This is a genomic window from Streptomyces sp. NPDC090499 (genome assembly GCF_044769305.1).
In the GTDB taxonomy this organism is placed as follows: Bacteria; Actinomycetota; Actinomycetes; order Streptomycetales; family Streptomycetaceae; genus Streptomyces.
On the sequence record NZ_JBIVXP010000027.1, the window covers coordinates 71,015 to 92,324 of the forward strand.

The following is a 21,310-nucleotide window of genomic DNA, read 5'->3' on the forward strand; positions in this document are numbered from 1 at the left end:
GTGGGCAACGTCCAGGGAGAGCCGACGCTGTACGTCTTCCCGTCCTGGGTAATGCTCGCCAGGGGATCGCTCGCGCCACCCCCCGAGAAGGCGATGTCCGCCGCCGCGGCCTTCGGTACGACCTTGCCGGACGGCGTCGTCTGTAGGTCCGTGTCGACCGGAACCCAGCCCGACGCCTTCTCCGCGCGCACCGGCACCGGATCGAACTCGACCGAGAACGTGCCGTCCGGATGCGCTGTAACGAGTTGCGTGGGTGTCGTCTCCGCGCTCACCTCGACGGGCGAGCCGGACGCCGCAGCCTCCTGCGACGCGGCCGCCTCGGGCGACAGATCACTTGCACTGCCGCCAGCCGCCGCCGACGAAGGTTCCGCTTCGGCCGCACTGGCCGCCTGAACGCCCGCGGCGCCCAGCAACTGCACAAGAAGCGCCGATGCCACGACAGCACGACGCAACCCCCCACCCCGCCCCATGTCCCCCACCTTGCGTTCACACGTTTCTTACAGGCCGGATGATCAAAACCCAGGGAATTGCGACTGTCAATCACTCACCAAGGCCACCAGTTCGACCAAAACAGCCCATAAGTTATTGCAAAATAAGCAAAGGAATGGCAGGGGTTCCCTATGTGCCTGCATCATGAAACAGCAAAGGGAAGCGGTCAAGTCATCGTCTGGATCTGCGAGTAAACGAAAAGATTGGCAAAGGAAGCGAAAATTACATCGTCCGCTTCGAGCCACATCGACGACTGCTACAACTGGTCGGCTGCGTTTCGGCACAGTCCCGGACATTGGCCTGCCTGCAACCGATCCAAAACACAACGCATGCACACTTTGCGGGAAAGTTGAGATGTCACACCCTGACGAACCGCATCGACCTGATTGAGCGCTGCAGCCTCACCAAGCAGCAGGGCATGGAACGACACCAGCCCCTCTCCGACGGCCTGCCGGCCTGGCAGCCAGCGGTTGGCCTCATGGGCAAGGTCGGGGCCGAAGCGGAAGGACTGCAACTGCGCCAGGTGGCTACCGCCGAAGCCAGCCATGATGCCTTTGGCGCCGCGCCGCTGGTAGATGGCCTGGGCGGGGCGGAGTCACCGACCGTGACGAGTTGAGCGTGGTCGCGCTGGTTGAGGGAGATCTGTCCGACGACGGGGTGGCGTCCTGGGCTTCGTCCAGGAGCAGAAAGTCAGCGTCGATGCGAGGTCGGGTGAGGGCCCAGATTTTCAGGCATTGGTCGTGGCCTAAGCGGATAGCCCTGGCGTCCGGGTGTTGCAGGTCGGATCATACTTTGCGGGCGAACGGCACAATATGGGCGGCGAGTTCGGTGTGCAGGTCGAGGTCCTCCGCCACCCCGCCATGGGTGAAGCCTGCTAGGGCGTGTGTCGGAAGCCTGTCTGCTGGCTTCCAGCACACTCCCCCGGGGTGTCGGCGAGGCACAGCACGAAAGGGCGCAACCGCCAGAAGCGCGGTTCCCGTGGCGGCCGAACACCGCGCTTCGACCGCGTAGGTCTGTTCTCTCCACGTGGCGCACCCGCCGCTCGGGCGTGTTTCGGTTGCTTGCCACGCGACGGCTTGGCGTTCGCCGCTCTTCGCAGGTTGTAGGTTGCGCGGCGTTGTTCTGTCGATCATGGTTCGTCTGTCATTGGTTCTTGGTTGGTGCGGTTACTGACGCTGGGCAGCGCGTCGACGTGTCGGCGGAAGGCCTTCGCATGCGCGTGTGGGGCCGGCGAGTAGATCCAGTACATCAATGGCGTAGTGGGCGGCCACACGGTCGCAGTCGTCCAGGGGCCATGCCGCGGCGCCGGACTGGCGGCGGCTGACCTGAGCCTGGCTGACTCCCAACGCCATCGCGAGATCGGCCTGCGTCTCCCCAGCCAGTTGCATGAGCGCGGCGACTGCGGCCCTCACGCGTTCCCCCGACGACAGCACCATGGCGTTCAACTTACCGTTGTCCGCCGCCGGTACGCCTGCACGGCAATGTGCCTGGGTGATTGCTGGTGTGTTGTGGCGAGCCGGTCAGCGCGGGCGCCAGGTGCGGATTTCGAGGTGGATGATGTGGGCGTCCGGGTGAATGCGTCCGGTCTCGACCAGCCATTGGTGGACGGCTGCGGTGACGTCGCCGCTGGCGGCGTTGACGCGGCGGGCGAAGTCGGCGGCGTCGAAGCCGCCAGTTTGGGCGGAGCCGTAGGAGCGTTCTTCGGTGTGGTCGGCGCGCTGGATGACGTCGCGGCGGATGCCGGGTGAGTCGGTGCGGCTGCCGGAGGGGTGCAGGTAGCCAGTTTTGGCCAGGCGGACGGTGAAGGCCAGGCGCAGGCCGCGGCGGGCGGCTTCGGCGATCAGGGGGCGCAGGCGGGCCGAGCCGGAGGCGATGGCCTGGGCGCCGACGCGGCCGGTGCCGGAGCCGGTGCGGGTGATCAGGACGGCTTTGCCGCGCACGCGGGCGCGGGCGCCGGAGGCGGTGGTGCGCCGCTGGGTATGGCGGGCGGCGATGGCGGCGAGTTCGGGCAGGTCGGTGATGCCACCGGTCTGCACGGCGGCCAGGACTTCGCGCAGGGCGGGGACGAAGGCTGCGCCTTTGTTCTTGGTGTAGAACTGCGAGACCAGGGAGGGGTCGCGGTCGATGATGCGGGCGATGTCTCGTTTGGTGTAGCCAGCTTCCTGGAGTTGGTCGGTGAGCTGGGCGGCTTCGTTGAGTACGGGCCGGGGGGCCGGCTGGCGGCGTCGGGGCGGCATCAGGCCTCTTCTGGCGTGCTGTTCAGGTTCTGGCGGCCGGTGTCGCGCAGGGTAAGGAGCTCTTCTTCGCTGGTGGGGGCGTTGACGGGACCGGACAGGTGGCCCTTGAGGAGGTAGTCGCCCGGACGGTGGCGGTAGGGCCAGTTCTGGGACTGGGTGAGGTAGAGGGCGTCGGTACGGAAGGCGACGACGGTGCCGGGGGGTGTGTGCAGGGCTCCGGCGTAGGTGTCCTCGTCGCGGTGGTACTGGGTGAGCAGGGCGGCTCGTGCGGAGGACCAGATGGCGGCGGCCCATTCGGGGTGAGCGTTGGGGTCACGGGCGAAGCCGGTGGGCTTCTGCCAGGTGATCAGTTCATCGTCGAAGCCGACGATTTCGGCGTCCGGGGGTACGTCGCGTTCCATGGCGCGGGGGGTGGTGCCGGTGACCATGCGGGGGCGCTGGGCGAAGGAGCCGATGCCGTAGAGCAGGATGGAGCGCACCGCGCGGGAGGCGAGGTGGGCGGCGCGGGCCTGCTGGGGATTGCCCTGGAAGTGGGCCTGGGCGGAGAGGTTGGTCCAGGTTTCTTTGAGTTTCTTGGACCATTCGTCCAGCGGTTTGCCTGCTTCCCACAGGATGCCGTCGAGGATTTCGACCTTCCATGGCTGGAGGGGGTTGGTCAGGGCGGTGTGGACTTCGGGTCCGCCAGCCCAGGTGGTGAAGGTGGCGCCGGGCGAAGCCGGGTAGTGCCAGGCGCGCTCGCCGGGGGCGGGGGCGGGGAGCAGGCCGACGTGGTTCCATCCGTCGGGCACCGTGACGCGGATGTGCCAGTGGCCGCAGCCGTAGAGGGCGTCGTGCTGTTCTTTGGCCGACCACGAGGCGAAGGTCTGGCCGGTGACGCGGCGGGGGGTGCCGACCGGGGATTTCCAGGTGTGTTTGGCGTAGGCGAAGGTGCGGTCGTATTCGATCAGCGCGGGCAGTTGCTGGGGGATGCGGGGCGGGGTGAGGAGTTCGTTGCGGCCCTGTCCGGCGGTGGCGTGCAGCAGGCCGCGCAGTTCTTCGGACAGGACGGGGAAGCCGTCGGCGTGTTTGCCCCGGCGGGGGATGGTGCGGGTCCACAGGTCCCGGCCGGTCTGGGAGGGCGAGCCGAGGACGACGGCGTCGGGGAAGTGGCGGCGCAGTTCCTCCCACAGCAGGCGGAAGGCGTCGCGGACGATGCCGGGGGTATCGGTTGCGTCCAGGTCGAACCACTCCCCCGTGCTGCGGATTTCGACATGGTGGTCGCCGTTCTCGCGCTGGTAGCGGGCGACGGGGTTGCGGGCGTGGACGAAGTGTCCGGCCATCCGGTCGCGGCCGCGGCCGGTGTCGACGCGCCAGCCGGGGGTGGGTGCGTTCAGCCAGGCGGCGACGGCGTCCCGGAGGTAGGGGTAGCGGTCGGCATCGCGGTGCCAGGGTGCCCCGGCGGTGATGTAGATGCGCTGGATGGTGTGGGGGACGGTGTGGAAGACGGCGGTCAGGATGGCTGCGGCCGACCGGTCGCCCAGGTCGAGGCGGAGGGTCTGGTCGCGGTGGACGAGGACTCCGGTGGCGGCGTCCAGGAAGACGGTGGGGTGGGCGTTCTGGGTGAAGTTGGGGTACTGGGAGGCCAGGCCCGAGGTGGGGGTGAACCATCGGCCGGTGTCGGTGTCCTGGGGCAGGGTGGGCAGTTCGCGGGGTGTGGCGGGGTCGGTCGGCCGCTGGAGTGGCGCGGGGGTCGGCGTATCTGGTGCGGGTGTGGCTGGCTGGGCAGCCGGGGGTGTGCGTTCGGCGGCGGCCGGGGTGGGCGCGGTGATGTCCATGTCCTGGGGGGCGAGTTGGGGGGCCAGGGCGACGACGGCTGCGATGCTGAGACCGGCGGCGGGGGCGATCCGCTCGGCCTTGGCCTTGTCGTGGGCGGCCAGGGCCATGACGGTCTTGTCCCGTTGTGCTTCCAGGCGGGCCAGGGCGGCTGCGGTTTTCTTGACGTCGTCGCGCAGCGTGCGCAGTTCGGCGAGGCCTTCTGTGTAGGTCTGTGCATTCATCGGGGTTCCTTGTGGCGCTCGCTCAGCCGGCGGTGGTGACGTAGGCGATCGGGCCGCCTGAGTGGGATTGCAGGCGGGTGCCGAGCAGCAGGGTGGCAAGGGCGCGGTCGTCTTGGCGGGTGGACGTCAGTTCCATCGTGGGGGTGGCGAGGTCGGTGATGTAGCCGGCCAGACGGGCGTTGGGGAAGGCGTAGCGGCCCTGGTCGTTGCGCTGCCAGGTGTCCAGGCAGGTCAGGACGGCGACGACGTAGCCGGACAGGGTGACGGGCAGCAGGCCTGCGGTGGCGATGCTGGTGGGGTCGCAGCGCCACCAGCCGCGCAGGCTCGTGAGGAGACGGTCGGCGCCAAGGTGGGGGGCGTAGCCGGTCCATGTGTGGTCGTCCTCGTCGGCGTGGCGGGCCGCGTCGACGCGCAGGACGGCAATCTCCCGGGCGTCGAGGTGGTGGAGCGGGGCGTGCGGGCGCTGGTGGAGTGCCTGCACGACGTCGAGGGGGATCATGACTCGGACGCCGCGGTGGGAGAGGCCGGGCAGGACGTCGGCGCGGATGAGGCGGCGCAGGGTAGTGATGGCGCAGTCCAGTTCGGCGGCGGCCTGTCCCGTGGTCAGCAGCACGGCCATGTCCGTCCCCTGTGGTGTGTGGTACCGCAGAGAACGCTAGCGGTACGCACCTCTTCCGTGCAAGCCCGATCAGATATCAGATCGAGCTTGCAGATTGGTGGGTGTCACAGGGCGTTGAGGCGGGCTTCGTCCGCGGCAGGCCCGACTGCTCCGATCTTCAACAGCCTCGATTCGATGGCCTGTTCGCTGCGGCCGAACTCTTTGCTGAGTTCGGGGATCAGGATTCCGTCGGCGCAGCGCCGGGCCAGCTGCCGTTCCTCTTCGTCGCTCCAGCGGGCATGGGAGTTGCGGTGGATCTGGCGGCGTTGCTGCATGACGTCGGAAAGGGGCTTGCTGGCGGGGGTGGCGCGGTCGGATCCGGGTGTCCGGATCAGTCCCTGGCGGGCGAGTTCTTCGTAGATGGCGCCGCGGGAACAGCCGAACTCTGCGGCGAGGACAGTGAAGTCGCGTTCCTGACGGAACCGGGCGGCGAGCCGGGCACAGTCTGCGGGCGCCCACCCGCTGCCCTGGCGGGGCGGGGGGATGGAGGCGGGGGTGGTGAGGGTGCGGGAGGCTGCGTCCAGGAGACGGGCCAGGGGCGCGAGGTCGTGGGCGGGGACGGCGCCGCAGAGTTCTCCTTGGATGTCTCCGCGTTCGCTGCTGATGGTGAGTTCCAGGGCGAGTCGTCGGTTGTCGCAGCGGGTGCCGGTCAGGACGTAGCGGCGGCCGTTTTCGGTGAAGGCGGACTCCAGGCAGGGCGCCGGCAGCGGGTCGGGCGGCGTGTCGGACGGTGCGGGCAGAGGGGCGGCGCCCATCGGTGAGGCGAGGAGGGTGTGGATGTTCCAGGTGGCCAGGAAGCGGCCGCCGGTGTCGAGTTGGTAGGAGACGGGGCCGGTCTCCAGGTTGGTGGCGCCGTACAGGACGGTGAGCCGCTGGCCGGTGAAGGGGCTGGCCGCTTCGGGGGTTCCGGGCACGGGCTGGTAGGTGAGGATCCCGCGGCCGGGCTCGTCGGTGGGGTCGAGCAGAGGAGCGTCGGGGTCTCCGTGCCAGCGTCCGCTGTGGTCCTGGAAGGCGTAGATGACGGTCATGGGGGCTCCCTGGGTCAGTAGTGGAACTGGATGAGGTGCAGGTCGCTGATGGTCACGGCGGCCTGCTGCTGGTCGGCGGGCAGGGCGCGGAAGAAGTAGGCCTCGCCGATGCCGTCGGCGAGGATGCGGCGCAGTTCGTCTTCGCCGGCGTCGCGGCGGCGAGCGTCGAAGAGCTGGCGGGCGTGGAGGGCGGGCAGATCCTCGATCAAGCGCAGCAGGCGGAGGTCGTGGAATTCGCCGCTGAGGGTGGTGTAGGCGAAACGGGCGTGGAGCTGAGCGGTGACGCAGCCGTCGTGGTCGAGGATCTGTTGATGCGCGCGGTGGCGGACGTCCGGCTGCCAGGTGCGGTAGATCTCACGCTCGATGAGGGTGGCCTGGGCGGGCGTGAGGTCGCTGAGGTCGCCCTCGGCCCAGCGGGTGAGGGCGTGGGGATAGGCGAACAGGCGTGGCGCGAGGAGAGTGGGGCTGGTCTGGCGCAGCAGATGGCGCAGGCGCGTGACGGGGCGCTTGGGTGGTTGCCGTGTCCAGTGCCGGGCGTCGGCGAGGTCGAGCGCGTGGGCGACGGAGGTGTTCAACAGCGGCACGGTGGGGTGGTCTCCTGCCGGGGGTTACCGGGTTCACGGCTGGTCGTTGTCCGCGGTGAAGGGGGCGGGGCGGGAGGGCCCGGGCCGGGGATGTGGGAGGCGGGCATGGACACGGAGGCGGTGCCGAAGCTGGTGGGGCTGGAGCCAGTGCCGGGTGAGGCGGCGGCCTCGTTTGTCCGACGGCTGGCCCACCTCAACGAGCTGCCCGTGAAGGAGGTGCTGCGGGAGGCGGGAGCGCACCGGCCGCCTGGGGAGCTGGATCCGTGGGCGCAAGAGGTGTTCCTTGGTGAACAGGCCGTCGCGCGGCTGGCGGTGATGTCCTGGCGCACGCCCCAGGAGCTGTGCCGCGCCCTGCCCACGCTGGCCGCCAGCATTGGTGGCGGCCGCCGCCCGTCGGTGCGGGTGGAGCCCTGGGCCGGGCAGTGGACGCCGCTTGAGCCGTGCCCGGGGTGCCTGACACGGCACGATGACCTGGTGACACCGGTGGTGCTGGCCGCCGGCGATCCGTGGCAGGTGTGCGTGCGCCACGGCCGGTGGCTGCGCAGCACCGCCGACGGCGGCCCCGCCCAGGTCTCGCTGGCCGGGCTTGAGGAAGTGGTGCGGGCGCATCGCCGTCGGGTGCGGCTGCAGCAGCGGCTGGGACCGTACGCGCGGGCGCTGCTGGCCGATGCACTGCAGGTGACCGCAGCCTGGTGGCAGAGCCGCCAGATGGGCTCGGAAACCCTCTGGGCCGGCCGGGAGACAGTGCTGGGCACCGGGCGGCAGCGGTGGGCAGTGCCGCTGGTCGTCTACCCGGAGGCCGTCATCGTCGCCGAGGCCATGGCTGTGTACGAGCGGCAGCGGCTCTGGGGCCGGGAGTTCGCGGGCGGTGCACCAGGCTGGGTCTCGAAGCGATGGATCGCCTTTGTGGGCGAGCGGCTGGGTATGCCCGGCCCGATAGAGCACGGCGGCTACCGGATGCTGCGCCAGTGGACGCTGCAGCATCGCATTACCGCACCGGTGGTGGACCGGCTGGCCCGGCCGGCGCCGCCGCCCGGCTACCGAACGGGGCACCTGCCGGTCATGGACCCGCATCACGGCCTGCCGGAACGAGGGGCGCTGGAGGACGCCTCGTGTCTTGACTGGCGGCTGGGCCGGCCCGTGGCCGCCGCGGAGTGAGATGGAGGAAGCCGCCCGGGGCAAGCTGGAAGCGCCGTGGGCGGGCGGGGGGCTCACCATGACGGGCAGGTGTCCTTCAGCAGCTGGGCGGGGTTCGTGCCCTCGGCGCAGCGGTCCGTGTACCAGTGCAGGGGGCGCACCGCGACGGGAAGGACGTGGCCGGGCGAGATGCCGATCCTGAAGTCGCTGCCAGGAGTTTCAGTGATCTCGGTCAGGTGCGGAGTGTGGGTGGCGTACATGATGTGGCCGCCGGCGACCGCGAGGGGCCAGTAGCCGGTGCGGGAGGTGCGGGCGAGTTTGCGGTGGACGTGGGCACGGGCGTTGGCGACGACTGCGGCATACAGGTCGGGACGCCAGGTGGGCTCCTTGGGGGTGGGCCAGGCGGCCAGCGCGGCCTGGTCGGGCTGGGCGGGCGGCTGGGCCAGTGCTGTCAGGGCGTCCTCGCCGGTGGCGTGCACGGCGTGCAGCAGGGCCCGTTGCAGGGGGTCGGCCTGGGCCAGGCCGGCGAGGGCGGCCAGGAGGTCGGGGGTGTCCATGGTGGCGGTGATGCCGGGGCGTTCCAGGACGGGCAAGCGGGCCAGGCGCAGGTGGTCGTACCAGGGGGCCAGGTAGGGGCTAGTCGGGCCGGGGCGCAGCCAGCCCTCGGCGGGTCGTTTCAGCTGTGCTGCGCCCGCGCGCAGTGCGGCGTAGGCGACGGCGGGTGTGGTGTGCCAGACGGGGCCGGTGCCGGCGAAGGCCGGTGGCAGCTTTTGGTGCTGGGGGACGGCGGAGAGGTCGACGAGCCAGCTGCCGGGCCGCTTGCGGTCGAAGGGCGGGTGGGGAACGTGGCGGGCCGGCCCGTCGGCGACCTGGATCTCTCTGATGCCGGCGAGGTGGAACAGGTTGACCGCCAGGCACACCGCGTAGGCGCGGTCGGCTTCGTCGGGGAGGGGGTGGCGCCACCAGTCGATGTCGGTGTCGGCGAGAGTGTCCTGCTCGGCACGGTGGCTGGCCAGTTGGTGGCCGGGCGGGGCTTCGCAGGGGGCCGGGTCGACCGGCCTCGTCAGAGCTCCACCCACCCCTGCGGTCAGCAGGGCGCCGGTGGCAGTGTGGCGGTGGGCGGGCGGGCGCAGGTCGCGCATGAGCTGGTGTCCGCAGGCGCCCGGGGGGCCCAGCGGGGTGCGCACGAGCGCGGTGTACTGGCCCAGGACGGCGGCGAGTTCGCCGGGGGTGAGCCGTTCGGGCAGGTTCCAGGCATCCTGGTGCAGGGCGCCCCAGTCGGTGACGGCGAGGTGGATGCTGTCGCAGGCTGGATCACCGGCGCTGGGGTACAGCCGCGTCCAGGGGCCCAGGCCGTCGGCATCGGTCTGCCAGCCGATCGCGCGGGCCTGCTGCAGCAGCGGGTGGTCGCTGCGCGGATGCCGTGCGGGCAGGTCAGGCAGGCCGGCGGGCAGCGCCAGGCGGGCGCGGGCGGTGGACGTGAGCACCAGCAGCGGGCCGGGCGGCAGCGCTTCGCGGTGGACCGGGGTCGCGCCGAGCGGGGTGTTCACGGCCCAGGCCAGCAGCCCGCGCAGGTTCTCGGCGGGGCAGGCCCGGGTGCGGCCGTCAGCGAGGTGGGCGACCAGCCCTGACGGGCCGGCCTCGAGGACGGCAAGGGGGCCGTCGGAGATGCTCCTGGCCTTGAGCGGCGGATAGGACAGCCGCACCACGGCGGCGGGCGGGCAGGGCGAAGTCGGTACAGGGGCGGCACCGGTGGGCCGTGCAGAGGCTGACTGGCCTGCGGGCGGGGCGGGTTGGGCCTGTCCGGCGTCGGCCGCGGGGCAGCGGGTGCCCAGGTGCTGGGGGCGGCCGCCGACGCGGTGGGGTGTGGGCTGCTGGCAGCGTCGGCACGGTGCGTGGGCTGCTGCCTGGGTGGGGATCTCGTGGCGGAGGGCGCCCAGCGCGGCCCAGTCGGGTGCCTGGGCTGGCGGGGGTTCCGGCACGGCAGTGCCCTCCTGCCGGGCTTTGAGGGCGGCCAGCAGATGGCCGTAGATGGCCGCGGTGTCGCCGCGTGGGGTGGTGCTGCCCTGTTCCCAGGCGTGGACGGTGTCCTCGCTCACGCTGCAGGCGTCGGCGATCTGGTGTGCAGACAGGCCGGACTCGCGGCGCAGTCTGCGCCGCTGCGCCGGCACGGGCAGGCCGCCGGGCGTCGGCCCGGGCTCTGGGATGGCGTCGAAGTCGAACAGTCCGTCCATGGGCTGGTTCGGCTCCCCCACTGGTGCTTGGTCTTGGGTGCGGCACTGCTGGTCCAAGCAGATGCGCTTGGCAGCGCAGCATGCAGGAATCCGCAAAGCACATGCGTCATACGCAAGAACGTTCCGCTGGCCGTCGACCTGCACAGATGCCGCGGAAGCAGGCCGGAAATCTGCTCCGTTCGAGCGGGCGCGCACCGAATGTTGTCCTGCGCCCCCCTATTTCCGGCCTCTCAGTACGGGTTCACCTGGCACAACAGCCGGTTCGCCCGTGTGATCGAACGGCGCGCAGGCACGGCGCGCGCTCGCTCGTTCGAGGGCGTTCGACCCGGATCGCTTTCCTCGCGGGCAGCGGGCGGCCACGGTGATCGGCATCGCCCGGATCGATCACGCGGGCGATATCCGTGCTTTCGCTGTCGTGAGAGGTGGTGTCGTGGCTGAGGTGGTGTGGGCGCAGTTCCTGTCCCCCGCGGGGCGGCTGCTGGAGAAACCCGTGAGCCAGGTCCGTCAGGAGCGGCTGGAGGAACGGGCCGAGGTGTGGAGACCGAATCGGTACCGGGGCCGGCGGGCGATCACCACGTGGTGGCGGCCGGCGGGCCAGGCCCGGCTCGCGGGCTGCGCCAGCCTCGGTGCCCTGGAGGCGGCGCTGTCTTTGGAGTTCGATCCGCAGGTGATGTCGTTCACCGGCTGGCCGTTGCGGCTGGCCTGGGCGGACAGCGCAGGGGGGTACGTGCCGGACTTCTTCGCCCGGCTGGCCGACGGGCGCGCACGGCTGCTGGTGTGCAGGGCATCGGAGCGGGCGGCGGGCGGCTGGGAGGAGGCATCGAGGCTCCTGGAGGCGGCCGGCGAGCAGGCCGGCTGGGAGGTGCGGGTGCATCCGGGCGGGGATGACACAGCCGCGGCCGCGAACCGGCAGCGGCTGGCCCGCTACCGGCATACGCGGCTGGCGGACGCGGACACCGCACACGTCCTGCACCAGGTGTTCGCCCGGCCGCGCCCGTTCACCGACGGGGTGAAGTCCAGTGCCCTGCCCGAACTGGCCACGGTGGCACGAGCGTTGCACCTGGTCTGGAAGCGCGAGCTGCTCATCGACTGGAGCACCCCGTTCGTGCCGGCCCGCTCCCTGGTGTGGTCGCCGCAGGGGGTGCGCTGATGGCGGTGCACGCACCGGCTCGGCCCGGGGCCGTGACGGTAGGCAGCGCCGTGCACTGGCACGACGAGACGTATCTGGTGACGGCGCTGCAGGGCAGCAGAGTGCACTTGCTCAGCCAGCACGCCGACGGGGAGGACGCCGTCGTGCTGCTGGACACGCTGTACCGCTCCCCTGGCTTCCGCGTGCTGGACGCGCCGGACGCGCCGGTCACAGACGAGCCCCGCCCCGTCGCCGGCGTCCGAACGCCGGCCCCTGGGCGGCGCGGACCTGCTGGAGGGCCTGTCCAAGGAGGCCCGCAAGGAGGTCGACTTCTGGCTCGACCATGTGCTGGAAGTGCACACGGGACTGCCCGGATTCGCTGCCCCGGGCACGGCTCCGCGCCCCTGCTACGACCCCGGGCGCACTACCCTGCGCGACCGGTATGAGACCAAGGCCGCCGAACTGCGCGCCGCGCACCACCCGGTGTCGGCGGCCACGGTGGAACGCAAGCGGCTGGCCTGGCTGGAGCAAGGCGTGTGGGGGCTGGTCGACAAGCGGCGGGTGCGCGGCCCAAGCCAGCACGGCCGCGTCGACGAGCAGGTCGTCAAGCTGCTGCGCAAGGTGCACAAGCGGCACGAGAAGAGGTCCATCGGGACCAGGTCACGGCTGTTTGAACTGCTCAGGAGGGCATGCGTGCGGAAGTTCAAGAAGAAGGCGGAGAAGGTGATGCCGTCCAGAGCGACGTTCTACCGGCTGCTGGACCGACTCGGGATCGTCTGCGGAAAGCAGGCCGCCGCCCGGCGCGGCGACGGCAGCCACCGCCCCGAGCCGCCGTTCACTCTGGCCATGGCCACGGCGCCGGGCGAGCAGGTGCAGATCGACACCACCTCATTGGACATGCTGGCCCTAGACGAGACCTCACGCGTCGTGTCCTTGGAGCTGACCGCGGCCATCGACGTGGTCACTCGGACGATCCTGGCCGCGGTCATCCGGCCCAAGTCCAGCGGCACCAAGACCGGATCCACCTCCCGTCGTCACGGCGGGCGGGCCACCAAGGCCGTGGACGCCCTGTTCCTGCTGGCCGAGATGTGTACCCCGCAGCCGATGCGCCCGCACTGGTCGCTCAAGGCGGGTGCCAAGGGCTCCGATCTGCCCTATGCGCAGCTGGTGGAGGCCGACGAGCGGATGGAGGGCGCGGCCGCCCGGCCGGTGATCATTCCGGAGATGATCATCATGGACAACGGGAAGGTGTTCGCGGGGCGGGCCTTCATGGACGCCTGCGCCCAGCTCGGCATCTCCGTACGCCCGGCCTGCGCCTACTCCCCCACCCACAAGGCGATCATGGAGCGGTCCTTCGGCTCGGTCAAAAGCCTCTTCAGCCAGTTCGTGCCCGGCTACACCGGCAAGGACCTCACCCACCGCGGCAAGGACGTCGCCAAAGAGCGGCTGTGGCGCATCGATCAGATCAACGACTTCCTGCAGCAGTGGATCGCCCTGGGCTGGCAGCAGCGCCCGCACAGCGAACTGCGCAACCCGTTCCTGCCCTCGATGCCGCCGCGCACCCCCAACCAGATGTTCGCCGCCCACGTCGCCAGCAGCGGCTACGTCCCCCTCCGGCTGAGCGCCGAGGACCGGCTGCGGCTGCTGCCCACCGCCTGGGTGCAGGTCACCGACAAGGGCATCCGCCTGAACAACCGCACCTACGACAGCCGTGCCCTCAACGGCTATCGCAACACCCGCTCGGGCTGGCCGGGCAAGGGCCAGCGATGGCCGGTGCGCTATCACCCCCACCAGCCGGAGAAGGTCTGGCTCGAGGACCACCGCAACGGCAAGTGGGCGGAGGCCGACTTCGTCTACCAGCGGCTGATCGGCGATGCCTGGAGCGAACACGTCTGGGACCAGGCCACCTTTGCCCACGTCGAAAAGGGTGGCCACACTCGCGACGAGGTGGCCATCGCCCGGCTGGTTCGCTCCCTGCTGGAGCGCGTCGGCCGCGGCCCCTCCCGCACCGCCGCTCCGCAGCCGACCCCCGTCGAGCGCGGCATGCGCGTCGGGCCGGCGCCGGTGCAGGACCCCTACCGCGGCATCCCCGCACCCGTTTACGGCAGCATCGCCAGCCTGTCGGTGATGGACGTCGACCCGCGCCGGCTGTGCGCGCCGGCTGTGCGCCTCGCGCTGCCCGGCAGCCCGTCGGTCGCGCCCCAGCCGGGCGATGGCCTCGATCACGACCCTGTATCCGCTGAACAGTCCTAGCGCTCTTACCCCGTCTGTGAGCGGTGGCCGGCGCGGATATCTCGTGCCGGTCACCGCCGCCCGCCGCCGAGGACGACGCCATGCCGTTCCCTGAAATCCCTGCCGCAACCGACCGGTTCCTGCCGCCGACCACCCGCCCGGGCTGGCAGGCCCAGCTCGGCCGCGTCATCGACCCGCCCGACCTGGCAACCTGCCCGCAGACGGAAGACCCTGTCGGGTCCGACGACCCACGCCTTCACTACCACGCAACGATGCGCACCGTGCAGACGCCGGCGCTGAAGAAGGCGGTCGCGGTTGCACGGCGGCTGTGGCTGGTGGGCGGCCCCCGTAGCGAGGGCCCGCTGCATCTGGCCGTCGACGGGCCGGGCGAGACCGGGATGACCACGGTGCTGCGGCAGATCGGCCGCGCCTTCGAAGGCGTCATCCGCGATCGGCTGCCCGCCGACACTAAACGGATCCCGGTCATCCACATCAACACCCCGCTGGCCCCGAGCAGCAGGCTGGACATGTCGGTCCCGTTCGCGGAGTTCCTGGGCCACAAGCACACCAAAGACCCCGAGACCAGCCAGCGCAGCACCGACATGACCGGGCCCGTCTGCCATGTCATGAAATCCCGCGGCACCCGCCTGGTCCTCGTCGACGGCATCGACCGGCTGGACAACTGCGAGCTGAAGACGGCCTTCGACTATTTCGGCTACCTCGCCGACGAATGCAACGTGTCCTTCGTCTACTGCGGGCCGGGTTCCCGGGAGATCGTCAACGAGGCCCGGCGCGGCAAGCGGCCCGACCCGCCCGACGGCGGTGCGGGCGGCATCCCTACTCTGGCGGTCAACCCGATCCCCTACAGTGCTGACGACTACGAGCTGTTCCACCAGGTCGTCAAGGCACTTGACCAGGACCTGCGCCTGCACCACCACCGTCCGGGCGACCTGCTCAAGCTCGCTGCCCACCTGCACCGCCGTACCGGCGGCTACATGAAGCCGCTGTCCTACCTCGTCTGCCAGAGCGCGCAAGAAGCCATCGAGACCGGGATCGAGGCCATCACCGAGGAACTGCTGGACAACCAGCTGGTGGGCCGCTTCGACGACGACCCGCTCCGGCAATGGTGACCAGACACCGCATCATGCGGCAGATGCGACGGCCCGCCAGGGTGAACTGGCGGGCCGGTCGGCAGCCTGTCGGCCGTGCACGCCGGCCAGAGCACGGTCAGAGGTCCCTGGCCAGCGTGACACGGTCAGAAGGGCGGCACAGCGTCGCGGTCCGGATCACAGAGGGAGACGAGACGGTCCAGGTGATGCCTCTGCAGAAGGCGTTCCTGCAGAGTCTGACGGCCGCCGGATTGGTCGAGCACGGCCAGCAACGGGCTGACGGGGCAAAACCCTGCCGCCAGCGCAAGGCGGCCTGCGGCCGAGTCCGTGTCCTCGACGCAGGTGGTGGCGACCGCCCGGCAACCGCGGGCCAGCACGTGAAGGGCTTGGCGGGTGAGGAAGGCACCGAGGCCGAATCCCCGCCAGGCCGGGTCCAGTTCCACCTTGAGCAGGAGCAGCAGGTCACCGTCCTCACGCAGGCCCAGCTGGTGGATCGTACTGTCAGGGTCGTCGACGGCATCGTAGGCGGCCCGCGCGGTCAGGCCCGCGCTGAACTCGGCGCCCTGGCTGTCCAGCATGTGAGGGTCCTGCCCCCAGCCGACCCTCAGCAAGGCCAGTTGACCGACCTGTCCCAGATCGTGCTCCCCGGTGCGGCGGGCGGTGTCCGGCACGCGGTGGTGCACGTCCACCTGCCAGTACTGGATGTCGTCATCGGACCGGCCGGGCTGGAGGCCGCCTGTCGTGCAAGAGAAGTCCAGCATCAAGTGGTCCGGGGAGCCTGGAAGCTGCCGAGGGTCGGCAGGACCGATCTGCCGGGGAGCGACGCGATTCGCCGGTGCCTGCTCTGTCTGGGACAGGGCTCCGATGCAGAGCAGAAGACGCACTTCGTCCTGGCGGATCTCATGCTCGTGCTCGTCGTAGTCCCAATCCTCCGCCGTGTCGGCATCGGCCAGGTGGAGTCGCTCGGCGAAGTAGCGGGCGTGGTCTGCTGCCGGAATGCCCACGGCGAGCGCGGCCTTCATCAGCTGCTGCATCGCCTCATTGCCGGTGGAGTCCGCGGCCTCACGGTCTATGCGGATGCCCTCGGCGACCAGGCTGGTCTGATCCCGCACCGCCGGTGGGCCAGCAGCCTTCATATGGGTGTCACACAGGGTTCGGTGCGGGACGAGTTCTCGGCGGCATCCGGTCTGCCGGCACAGCCGATGTACCCCGGGCCAGTAACCGCGGCCCAGCCTGAAACGCCTGGCCCGGCTCGCGCTCTCGGCCAGGATGGTTCCTTCTTCGTCGTGACTTTCCAGGCACAGGATCCTGTTTTCCAGGCCGCTGTGGGAGGAAGCCAGCAGGTCGGCAAGGGCTAGGAGGCTGTCGCGGGCCACGGGGACACCCAACAGGCCGGATGTGTAGGTCATTGCGCCTCCCTCGCAACGGTGAGCCTCCGCGTGCAGGGCCTCGTGGAGGAGCTCCCACACGGAAACCGTGCAGGGGGCGGAGGCGGGGGCGGGTGCCGGCGGACAGGAGGCAGGCAAGGGAAGGGCGTTCACTGGGTCGGTCCTTTGCTGGCGTGGGCGATGGCCCAGGCGTGGTCCATGTTGGTGCAGGGGCAGTGCGAGCACGGCTCGCCCAGCAGTACCTCGCCGGGGTGACACGCCCAGTCATGTCCGCAGGCGCACAGGATGCCGCCGTTGGCGGCGGAGAAGGAGCAGATGTTGCAGGCCGCGCTCTCCGGCTGGGTGCTCGCGGGGGAAGGGGAAACGAACTGTTCGGGCAGTTGCTCGAGCCGTTCCCGCGGCAGGGCGGAGCGACCCTGGTTAAGGACGATCTCGCACAGTTCATGGTCGAGCCAGGCCTGGGCGGGGTCGGGAGTGTTGGCGATCAGCCAGCTGCGGAATCCGGCAGGCGCATCGTCCAGGAGCGCAGCCTCTCCTTGCCGCGCCTTCTCCAGCACGTGGGTGAGACGGGAGGCGAGTTCGCCGCCGAGTTCGTGGCGGTCGGCGGCGGCCCTGCGCCCGTGCAGGAGCACGCTGGTGCCGTGCGGTTGGAGGACCATCTCGTCCGGCAGAGCGACGCCGGATGCCCCGGCCACGGAATCAGTGTGCCAGGGGCAGGGCACGGTCAGGCGGCTGATGTACCAGTTCGTGAACGTCATTGGGTCGGCGGTCTGGCTGCTCCATCCCCAGTCGACCACGCAGCCGCATGACTGCTTCAGAGGCGTCCAGGCGATCGGCGCCGCGCGTGTCCTGGCGCTTCGGCGCTGGCTGGCGTCGTGCAGACCCCGCAGCTTGTGGCGTGGCTTGTTCTTCTTCGTACGTCCCATGGGTGCCCCCTGTCTTCTCCACGGAGATGGCCGGGCCTGTTTGGCCGACGGTGTCTCTCCGCCGGGACAACGACCGATGAAACGAAGAGCAGTGGATGTGATCGCCTTATGGCCACTTCGTGTGATGGTCGAGCATTCACGCGATCCCACAAGGCGGCGGTATCAGCACAGTGCGGGCGGGCGTCGTCGCGGCAAGGGGGTGCAGCGCATCCATGCCGCGATGACGTCATGTCAACCAGCCGTCCCGGCATGAGGTTGACGGTCGGGTTCGGACAGGCGGTGCGGCAGTCGCGGGCCTTCTCGCTGTGCCGGCCGCGGGTGGCGCCGCGCACGGCGACGGGGGCTGCGGTTGCGTGGCCGCCCGCGATCTCAATAATAGAACTGATGTTCACGCATAGGTGTGGCGCGGTGGACACCGTGCCTGACACGTCGGGAGACTGAGGCATGACGTCCGCCGTTCACGAGGCTTCCTCCTCTGCCTTGGGCTACCTGTTTCAGTCGCAGTGGGCCTTGCTGGAGCTGCTGCGGGGAGCGGAGCAGCGCCCCGACGGGGCCATCAGCCTGGAGTTGCACGATGATGTGGCCTGGGACGAGGACGGCGCGGCCGTCGACCTGTTGCAGGTGAAGCACCATCTGAAGACGGCCCGCACGCTCGGTGACAAGGACGACGACGTGTGGCGCACCCTCCAGGCATGGATGGACACGCATGCGCCGGGGGACGCAGAGGGGCCGTGGCTGACGCTGGTGACCACGCAGCAGGCACGGCCCGGCTCGGCGATGGCTGCGCTGCGGTCCGGGGGTGAGGGGGCGGATGTGGCGCTGAGACTGCTGAACGCGGCGGCCACCGAGTCCAGGGCGAGAGAGTCCGCCGCGGCCCGGAAGGCGTTCTTGCAGCTGCCGATGGCGCAGCGGGCGGTGTTCGTCAGCCGGATGCGTGTCATCGACTCCGTGATCACCATTGATGACGTGGACCGGGCGGTGCGCAGCAAGTTGCGCACCACGCTGCCTCAGGGGCATGAGGACTCGTTCATGCGTCAGTTGTGGGCCTGGTGGCATGAGCAGACGGTGACGATGTTGCGCAAACGAATGACAAGTGTGTCCGTGGACCGGTTGGTCCATCAGATCAGCCGGATCCGGGACGACTACACCTCTGACCGACTGCCGACCTTGGTGGAGCGCGACGCGTTCACCGACGAGGCGCGCGACGAGCTGACCGACGCGTGTTTCCTGCACCAACTGCGGTGGGTGGGAGCCACCCGGCAGCTGGACAAGGCGATGGTGGACTACTACCGCGCCTACACCCAGACGGTGTTGTGGCTCGAGGACGATCTGGTCGGGATTGAGGAACTGGAACGGTTCGAGGACAACTTGAGGGACGAGTGGGGGCGCGAGTTCGACTGGATGCTCGACAGCCTCGATGAGGACGCGACGGAGCAGGACCGCAAGAAGGCGGGGTCCGCTCTGTTGCGCTGGGCTCTCGATCAGACCAAGTACCGGGTGCGGGAGCGTTACGACGAGCCGTTCTTCTCTCGGGGCAAGCACCACGAGCTGGCCGACCGCGGACGCATCGGCTGGCACCCCGGCTTCCAGGAACGCGTGCAGAACCTGAACCTGCCCGGAGTCGCGCGTGGCTAACTGGCAGCAGCGGCCCCAGGCGGCCGCCGCGTTCCTCAATCCTGCGCTGCTGGCCACCATCCAGGCCGCGTCAGCAGCGGCCTACGAACGTGAGAGCGGCGGTGAGCTGATGGTGTGGCCGCTGGTCACACTGACCCCGCCGCTGGTAATGCACGGGCCCACCCGGCGCGCGCTGCCCACGGCGGTGTCCACACATCTGTCGTCCTGGGTGGCCCGCAATCCGGTGCTGGTGGCCGGCCTGCCGCAGCGTGCGGCCTCCCTTGCTCCAGTGGTACAGGAAGGGCTGCGCTTCGGGCTGCGGCACGGCCTGCTGGAACTGCAGGGGGGCCGGGTGCGCGGCACGTTGCGCGGGGTGTCCCGGCTCGAGGGCGAGCTGGGTGAGCTCGTACGCAAGGCGCAACTGGTCGGCCGGTGGACCGCGCGCACCGAGCAGCCGTCGACGGTCTTCGCGTTGCTGGGTGTGAGACCCTAAGCGGCGTGCAGCTGCGGTCGATCATTCTTTACAGCAAGAGCGGCGAGAAGCGGGTCCTGGACTTTTGTCTGGGCGAGCTGAATATCGTCACTGGCACCTCGCAAACCGGCAAGAGCGCGCTGCTGGACATCGTGGACTTCTGCATGGGCCGCGACGAGGTGACGCTGCCCATCGGCCCGATCAGCCGGACCGTTTCCTGGTACGCCGCTCTGTTCCAGTTGCCGGACACTCGCGCGTTCGTGGCGCGCAAGGCCCCAGCGCCCGGCCGCAAGTCGGTGACCAACGCGATGCTGGAGCTGGGCGCCGACCTGGAGCCGCTGGACTTCGAGCAGCTGCGGGTCAATGCCGACTCCACCATGGTGCGCGAGCAGTTGGGCGGCCGGATCGGTATCGGGGACACGGCCGTTGAGGGCACGGGCGGGCCGGGCAGCGGGCCGCTGACCGCGCACCTGGGGCACGCCGCCCTGCTGTGCCTGCAGAACCAGGACGAGGTCTCGCACCGGCGCTGGCTTTTTCACCGCCAGGCCGAGGACGGTATCCGCACCGCGCTGCGCACCACCCTCCCGTACTTCCTCGGCGCGGTCGCCGAGGACCAGGCTGCCATGCAGCAGCAGCTGACCACTGCCCGGCGGGCGCTGCGCCGGCTGCAGGGCGAGCTGAAGGCGGCCGAGGCACTCAACCAGGACGTGGACGTCACTCTCCAAACACTCTTGCGAGAGGCCGAGACCCGTGGGTTGTTGCCCGAGGCGGGCGCCGTGGAGGTGGTGGCCGACCGGGCCGGGGCCATCGAGGCGCTGCGCCGTGCCGCCACCGTCGCTTCCCTGCCCACCCCCATGCGGGAGGAGGAGCAGCGGCGCCGGGAGCTCGAACTGCAGCAGGTACGCGACCAGTTGCGGCGCAACCTGCGCGACGTTGCCGATCAGCGCAAGCTCTTGACCGACCAGGAACACCACGAGAACGGGTTCACCTCAGCCGTGAACCGGGGCGTGTCCCGGCTTGGTGCCGCCCAGCTGGTTGCCGTGCAGCCGGACGGCGGGCAGGACCTGCGGGCGTGCCCGGCCTGCGGCAGCGAACTGAGCGAGCCCGACCCGCCGGTCGACGCCATGCTGGCCATGCGGGACGAGTTGCGCGGGCAGTTGGACGCGGTGCGCACCACCCGCCCTGGCCGGGAACGGGCTCTGCGTCAGCTCCAGGAGGAGACCGACCAGTTGCGCCAGCGGCTGCGCGGTGTCGAAGGCGCCCTGTCGGTCGTCTCGGAGGCGGAGGCTGCCCGCCGCGGGCTGCAGAGCAGGGCCGAGGAGCAGGCCTACACACGAGGCCGTATCGACACCTACCTGGCTCAGCTCGACCATGCCGGCCCGGGCGGCGACCTGGTCCGGCTGCGTTCCCAGATCACGCTGGCCGAGCAGGTGGTGACCGGGTTGGAGGCGGAACTGGATCCGCAGGAGGTCGAGGACCGTCTCGCTCACAGTCTGAACTACATCAGCAGCGACATGACGCAGTGGGCCGACCGGCTCAGGCTTGAACACGGCACCCGACATGTGCGTCTGGACCTCAAGCGGCTGACCGTGGTGACGGACTCCGACGAGGGCGTGGCCGAGCTGATGCGAATCGGCAGCGGAAAGAACTGGGTGGGCTACCACCTGGTGGCGCACCTGGCCCTGCACCAGTACTTCGTCGTGCACGGTCGGCCTGTGCCGCGCCTGCTCATGCTGGACCAGCCCACCCAGCCCTACTACCCCTCCGACGTCGCCAAGCAGGCGGGCATGCGTGACGTCCCCGCCCGGGACGAGGACCGGGAAGCAGTCCTGCGCCTGTTCGAGCTGATGCGGGATGTGGTCGACGAGCTCGGCGGCGGATTCCAGATCATCGTCAGCGACCATGCCAACCTGCCCGAGTCCTGGTTCCAGGACCGCGTGCGCTACAACTGGCGTGACGGTGACGCTCTCATCCCGCAGGAATGGATCGACCAGCACGGCGGCAGCGCGAGCTAGCCCGGGCGGACGCGCTGGCGGC

General features: G+C 70.2%; 17 protein-coding genes and 1 pseudogene. 8 read left to right on the forward strand and 10 right to left on the reverse strand.

Annotated features, from left to right (window positions below; genetic code table 11):
* Complete coding sequence (locus ACIQVL_RS47295) at positions 1 to 393, forward strand: hypothetical protein (protein ID WP_403478690.1); 393 nt, start codon at positions 1 to 3, stop codon at positions 391 to 393.
* A gap of 556 nt (positions 394 to 949) precedes the next feature.
* Here ACIQVL_RS47295 and ACIQVL_RS47300 read toward each other — a convergent pair.
* The 7 genes and pseudogenes from ACIQVL_RS47300 to tpg all read right to left on the reverse strand — a co-directional run.
* A pseudogene (locus ACIQVL_RS47300) lies at positions 950 to 1,337 on the reverse strand (DNA helicase); the annotation flags it as partial.
* Positions 1,338 to 1,655: 318 nt separating this feature from the next.
* Entirely contained in the window at positions 1,656 to 1,925 is a 270-nt protein-coding gene (locus ACIQVL_RS47305) for a helix-turn-helix domain-containing protein (RefSeq protein ID WP_403478691.1), read from the reverse strand.
* Between the two features lie 84 nt (positions 1,926 to 2,009).
* The gene (locus ACIQVL_RS47310) at positions 2,010 to 2,726 is read right to left on the reverse strand and encodes a helix-turn-helix domain containing protein (RefSeq protein ID WP_403478692.1); all 717 of its coding nucleotides are present in this window, start codon (positions 2,724 to 2,726) and stop codon (positions 2,010 to 2,012) included.
* Positions 2,726 to 4,762: a hypothetical protein gene (locus ACIQVL_RS47315; RefSeq protein ID WP_403478693.1), complete on the reverse strand. Its 2,037-nt coding sequence runs from the start codon at positions 4,760 to 4,762 to the stop codon at positions 2,726 to 2,728. The genes ACIQVL_RS47310 and ACIQVL_RS47315 overlap by 1 nt, the downstream gene beginning before the upstream one ends.
* Positions 4,763 to 4,784: 22 nt before the next feature.
* On the reverse strand, positions 4,785 to 5,381 hold the full coding sequence (locus ACIQVL_RS47320) for a DNA-binding protein (RefSeq protein WP_403478694.1): 597 nt from the start codon (positions 5,379 to 5,381) through the stop codon (positions 4,785 to 4,787).
* 104 nt (positions 5,382 to 5,485) lie between these two features.
* The gene (locus ACIQVL_RS47325) at positions 5,486 to 6,448 is read right to left on the reverse strand and encodes a hypothetical protein (RefSeq protein ID WP_403478695.1); all 963 of its coding nucleotides are present in this window, start codon (positions 6,446 to 6,448) and stop codon (positions 5,486 to 5,488) included.
* Between the two features lie 14 nt (positions 6,449 to 6,462).
* Positions 6,463 to 7,032, reverse strand: a complete 570-nt coding sequence (tpg, locus tag ACIQVL_RS47330) for a telomere-protecting terminal protein Tpg (RefSeq protein ID WP_403478696.1) — start codon at positions 7,030 to 7,032, stop codon at positions 6,463 to 6,465.
* 105 nt (positions 7,033 to 7,137) lie between these two features.
* On the opposite strand from tpg, the gene ACIQVL_RS47335 reads away from it, so the two are divergent.
* The gene (locus tag ACIQVL_RS47335) at positions 7,138 to 8,190 is read left to right on the forward strand and encodes a TniQ family protein (protein ID WP_403478697.1); all 1,053 of its coding nucleotides are present in this window, start codon (positions 7,138 to 7,140) and stop codon (positions 8,188 to 8,190) included.
* A gap of 53 nt (positions 8,191 to 8,243) precedes the next feature.
* On the opposite strand, the gene ACIQVL_RS47340 is transcribed toward ACIQVL_RS47335, so the two are convergent.
* A complete protein-coding gene (locus ACIQVL_RS47340; RefSeq protein WP_403478698.1) occupies positions 8,244 to 10,403 on the reverse strand; it encodes a helix-turn-helix domain-containing protein in 2,160 nt (719 codons plus the stop codon).
* Positions 10,404 to 10,833: 430 nt separating this feature from the next.
* Between ACIQVL_RS47340 and ACIQVL_RS47345 the strand changes: the two genes are divergently transcribed.
* The 3 genes from ACIQVL_RS47345 to ACIQVL_RS47355 all read left to right on the forward strand — a co-directional run bounded on the left by ACIQVL_RS47345 (position 10,834) and on the right by ACIQVL_RS47355 (position 14,894).
* Positions 10,834 to 11,553 carry a TnsA-like heteromeric transposase endonuclease subunit gene (locus ACIQVL_RS47345; RefSeq protein WP_403478699.1) on the forward strand — a complete coding sequence of 240 codons (720 nt, stop codon included), beginning with the start codon at positions 10,834 to 10,836 and terminating at the stop codon, positions 11,551 to 11,553.
* 324 nt (positions 11,554 to 11,877) lie between these two features.
* On the forward strand, positions 11,878 to 13,785 hold the full coding sequence (locus ACIQVL_RS47350; protein ID WP_403478700.1) for a Mu transposase C-terminal domain-containing protein: 1,908 nt from the start codon (positions 11,878 to 11,880) through the stop codon (positions 13,783 to 13,785).
* A gap of 80 nt (positions 13,786 to 13,865) precedes the next feature.
* Positions 13,866 to 14,894, forward strand: a complete 1,029-nt coding sequence (locus ACIQVL_RS47355) for a TniB family NTP-binding protein (RefSeq protein WP_403478701.1) — start codon at positions 13,866 to 13,868, stop codon at positions 14,892 to 14,894.
* 125 nt (positions 14,895 to 15,019) lie between these two features.
* On the opposite strand, the gene ACIQVL_RS47360 is transcribed toward ACIQVL_RS47355, so the two are convergent.
* Together ACIQVL_RS47360 and ACIQVL_RS47365 are read right to left on the reverse strand one after the other, a co-directional pair.
* On the reverse strand, positions 15,020 to 16,282 hold the full coding sequence (locus ACIQVL_RS47360; protein WP_403478702.1) for a hypothetical protein: 1,263 nt from the start codon (positions 16,280 to 16,282) through the stop codon (positions 15,020 to 15,022).
* Between the two features lie 128 nt (positions 16,283 to 16,410).
* Positions 16,411 to 17,187 carry a hypothetical protein gene (locus ACIQVL_RS47365; RefSeq protein WP_403478703.1) on the reverse strand — a complete coding sequence of 259 codons (777 nt, stop codon included), beginning with the start codon at positions 17,185 to 17,187 and terminating at the stop codon, positions 16,411 to 16,413.
* A gap of 444 nt (positions 17,188 to 17,631) precedes the next feature.
* Between ACIQVL_RS47365 and ACIQVL_RS47370 the strand changes: the two genes are divergently transcribed.
* The 3 genes from ACIQVL_RS47370 to ACIQVL_RS47380 are packed head-to-tail and all read left to right on the forward strand — an operon-like array spanning position 17,632 to position 21,288.
* Positions 17,632 to 18,822: an ABC-three component system protein gene (locus ACIQVL_RS47370; RefSeq protein WP_403478704.1), complete on the forward strand. Its 1,191-nt coding sequence runs from the start codon at positions 17,632 to 17,634 to the stop codon at positions 18,820 to 18,822.
* On the forward strand, positions 18,815 to 19,294 hold the full coding sequence (locus ACIQVL_RS47375; protein ID WP_403478705.1) for a three component ABC system middle component: 480 nt from the start codon (positions 18,815 to 18,817) through the stop codon (positions 19,292 to 19,294). The genes ACIQVL_RS47370 and ACIQVL_RS47375 overlap by 8 nt, the downstream gene beginning before the upstream one ends.
* 5 nt (positions 19,295 to 19,299) lie before the next feature.
* Positions 19,300 to 21,288 carry a DUF3732 domain-containing protein gene (locus ACIQVL_RS47380; RefSeq protein ID WP_403478706.1) on the forward strand — a complete coding sequence of 663 codons (1,989 nt, stop codon included), beginning with the start codon at positions 19,300 to 19,302 and terminating at the stop codon, positions 21,286 to 21,288.
* Positions 21,289 to 21,310 lie beyond the last annotated feature (22 nt).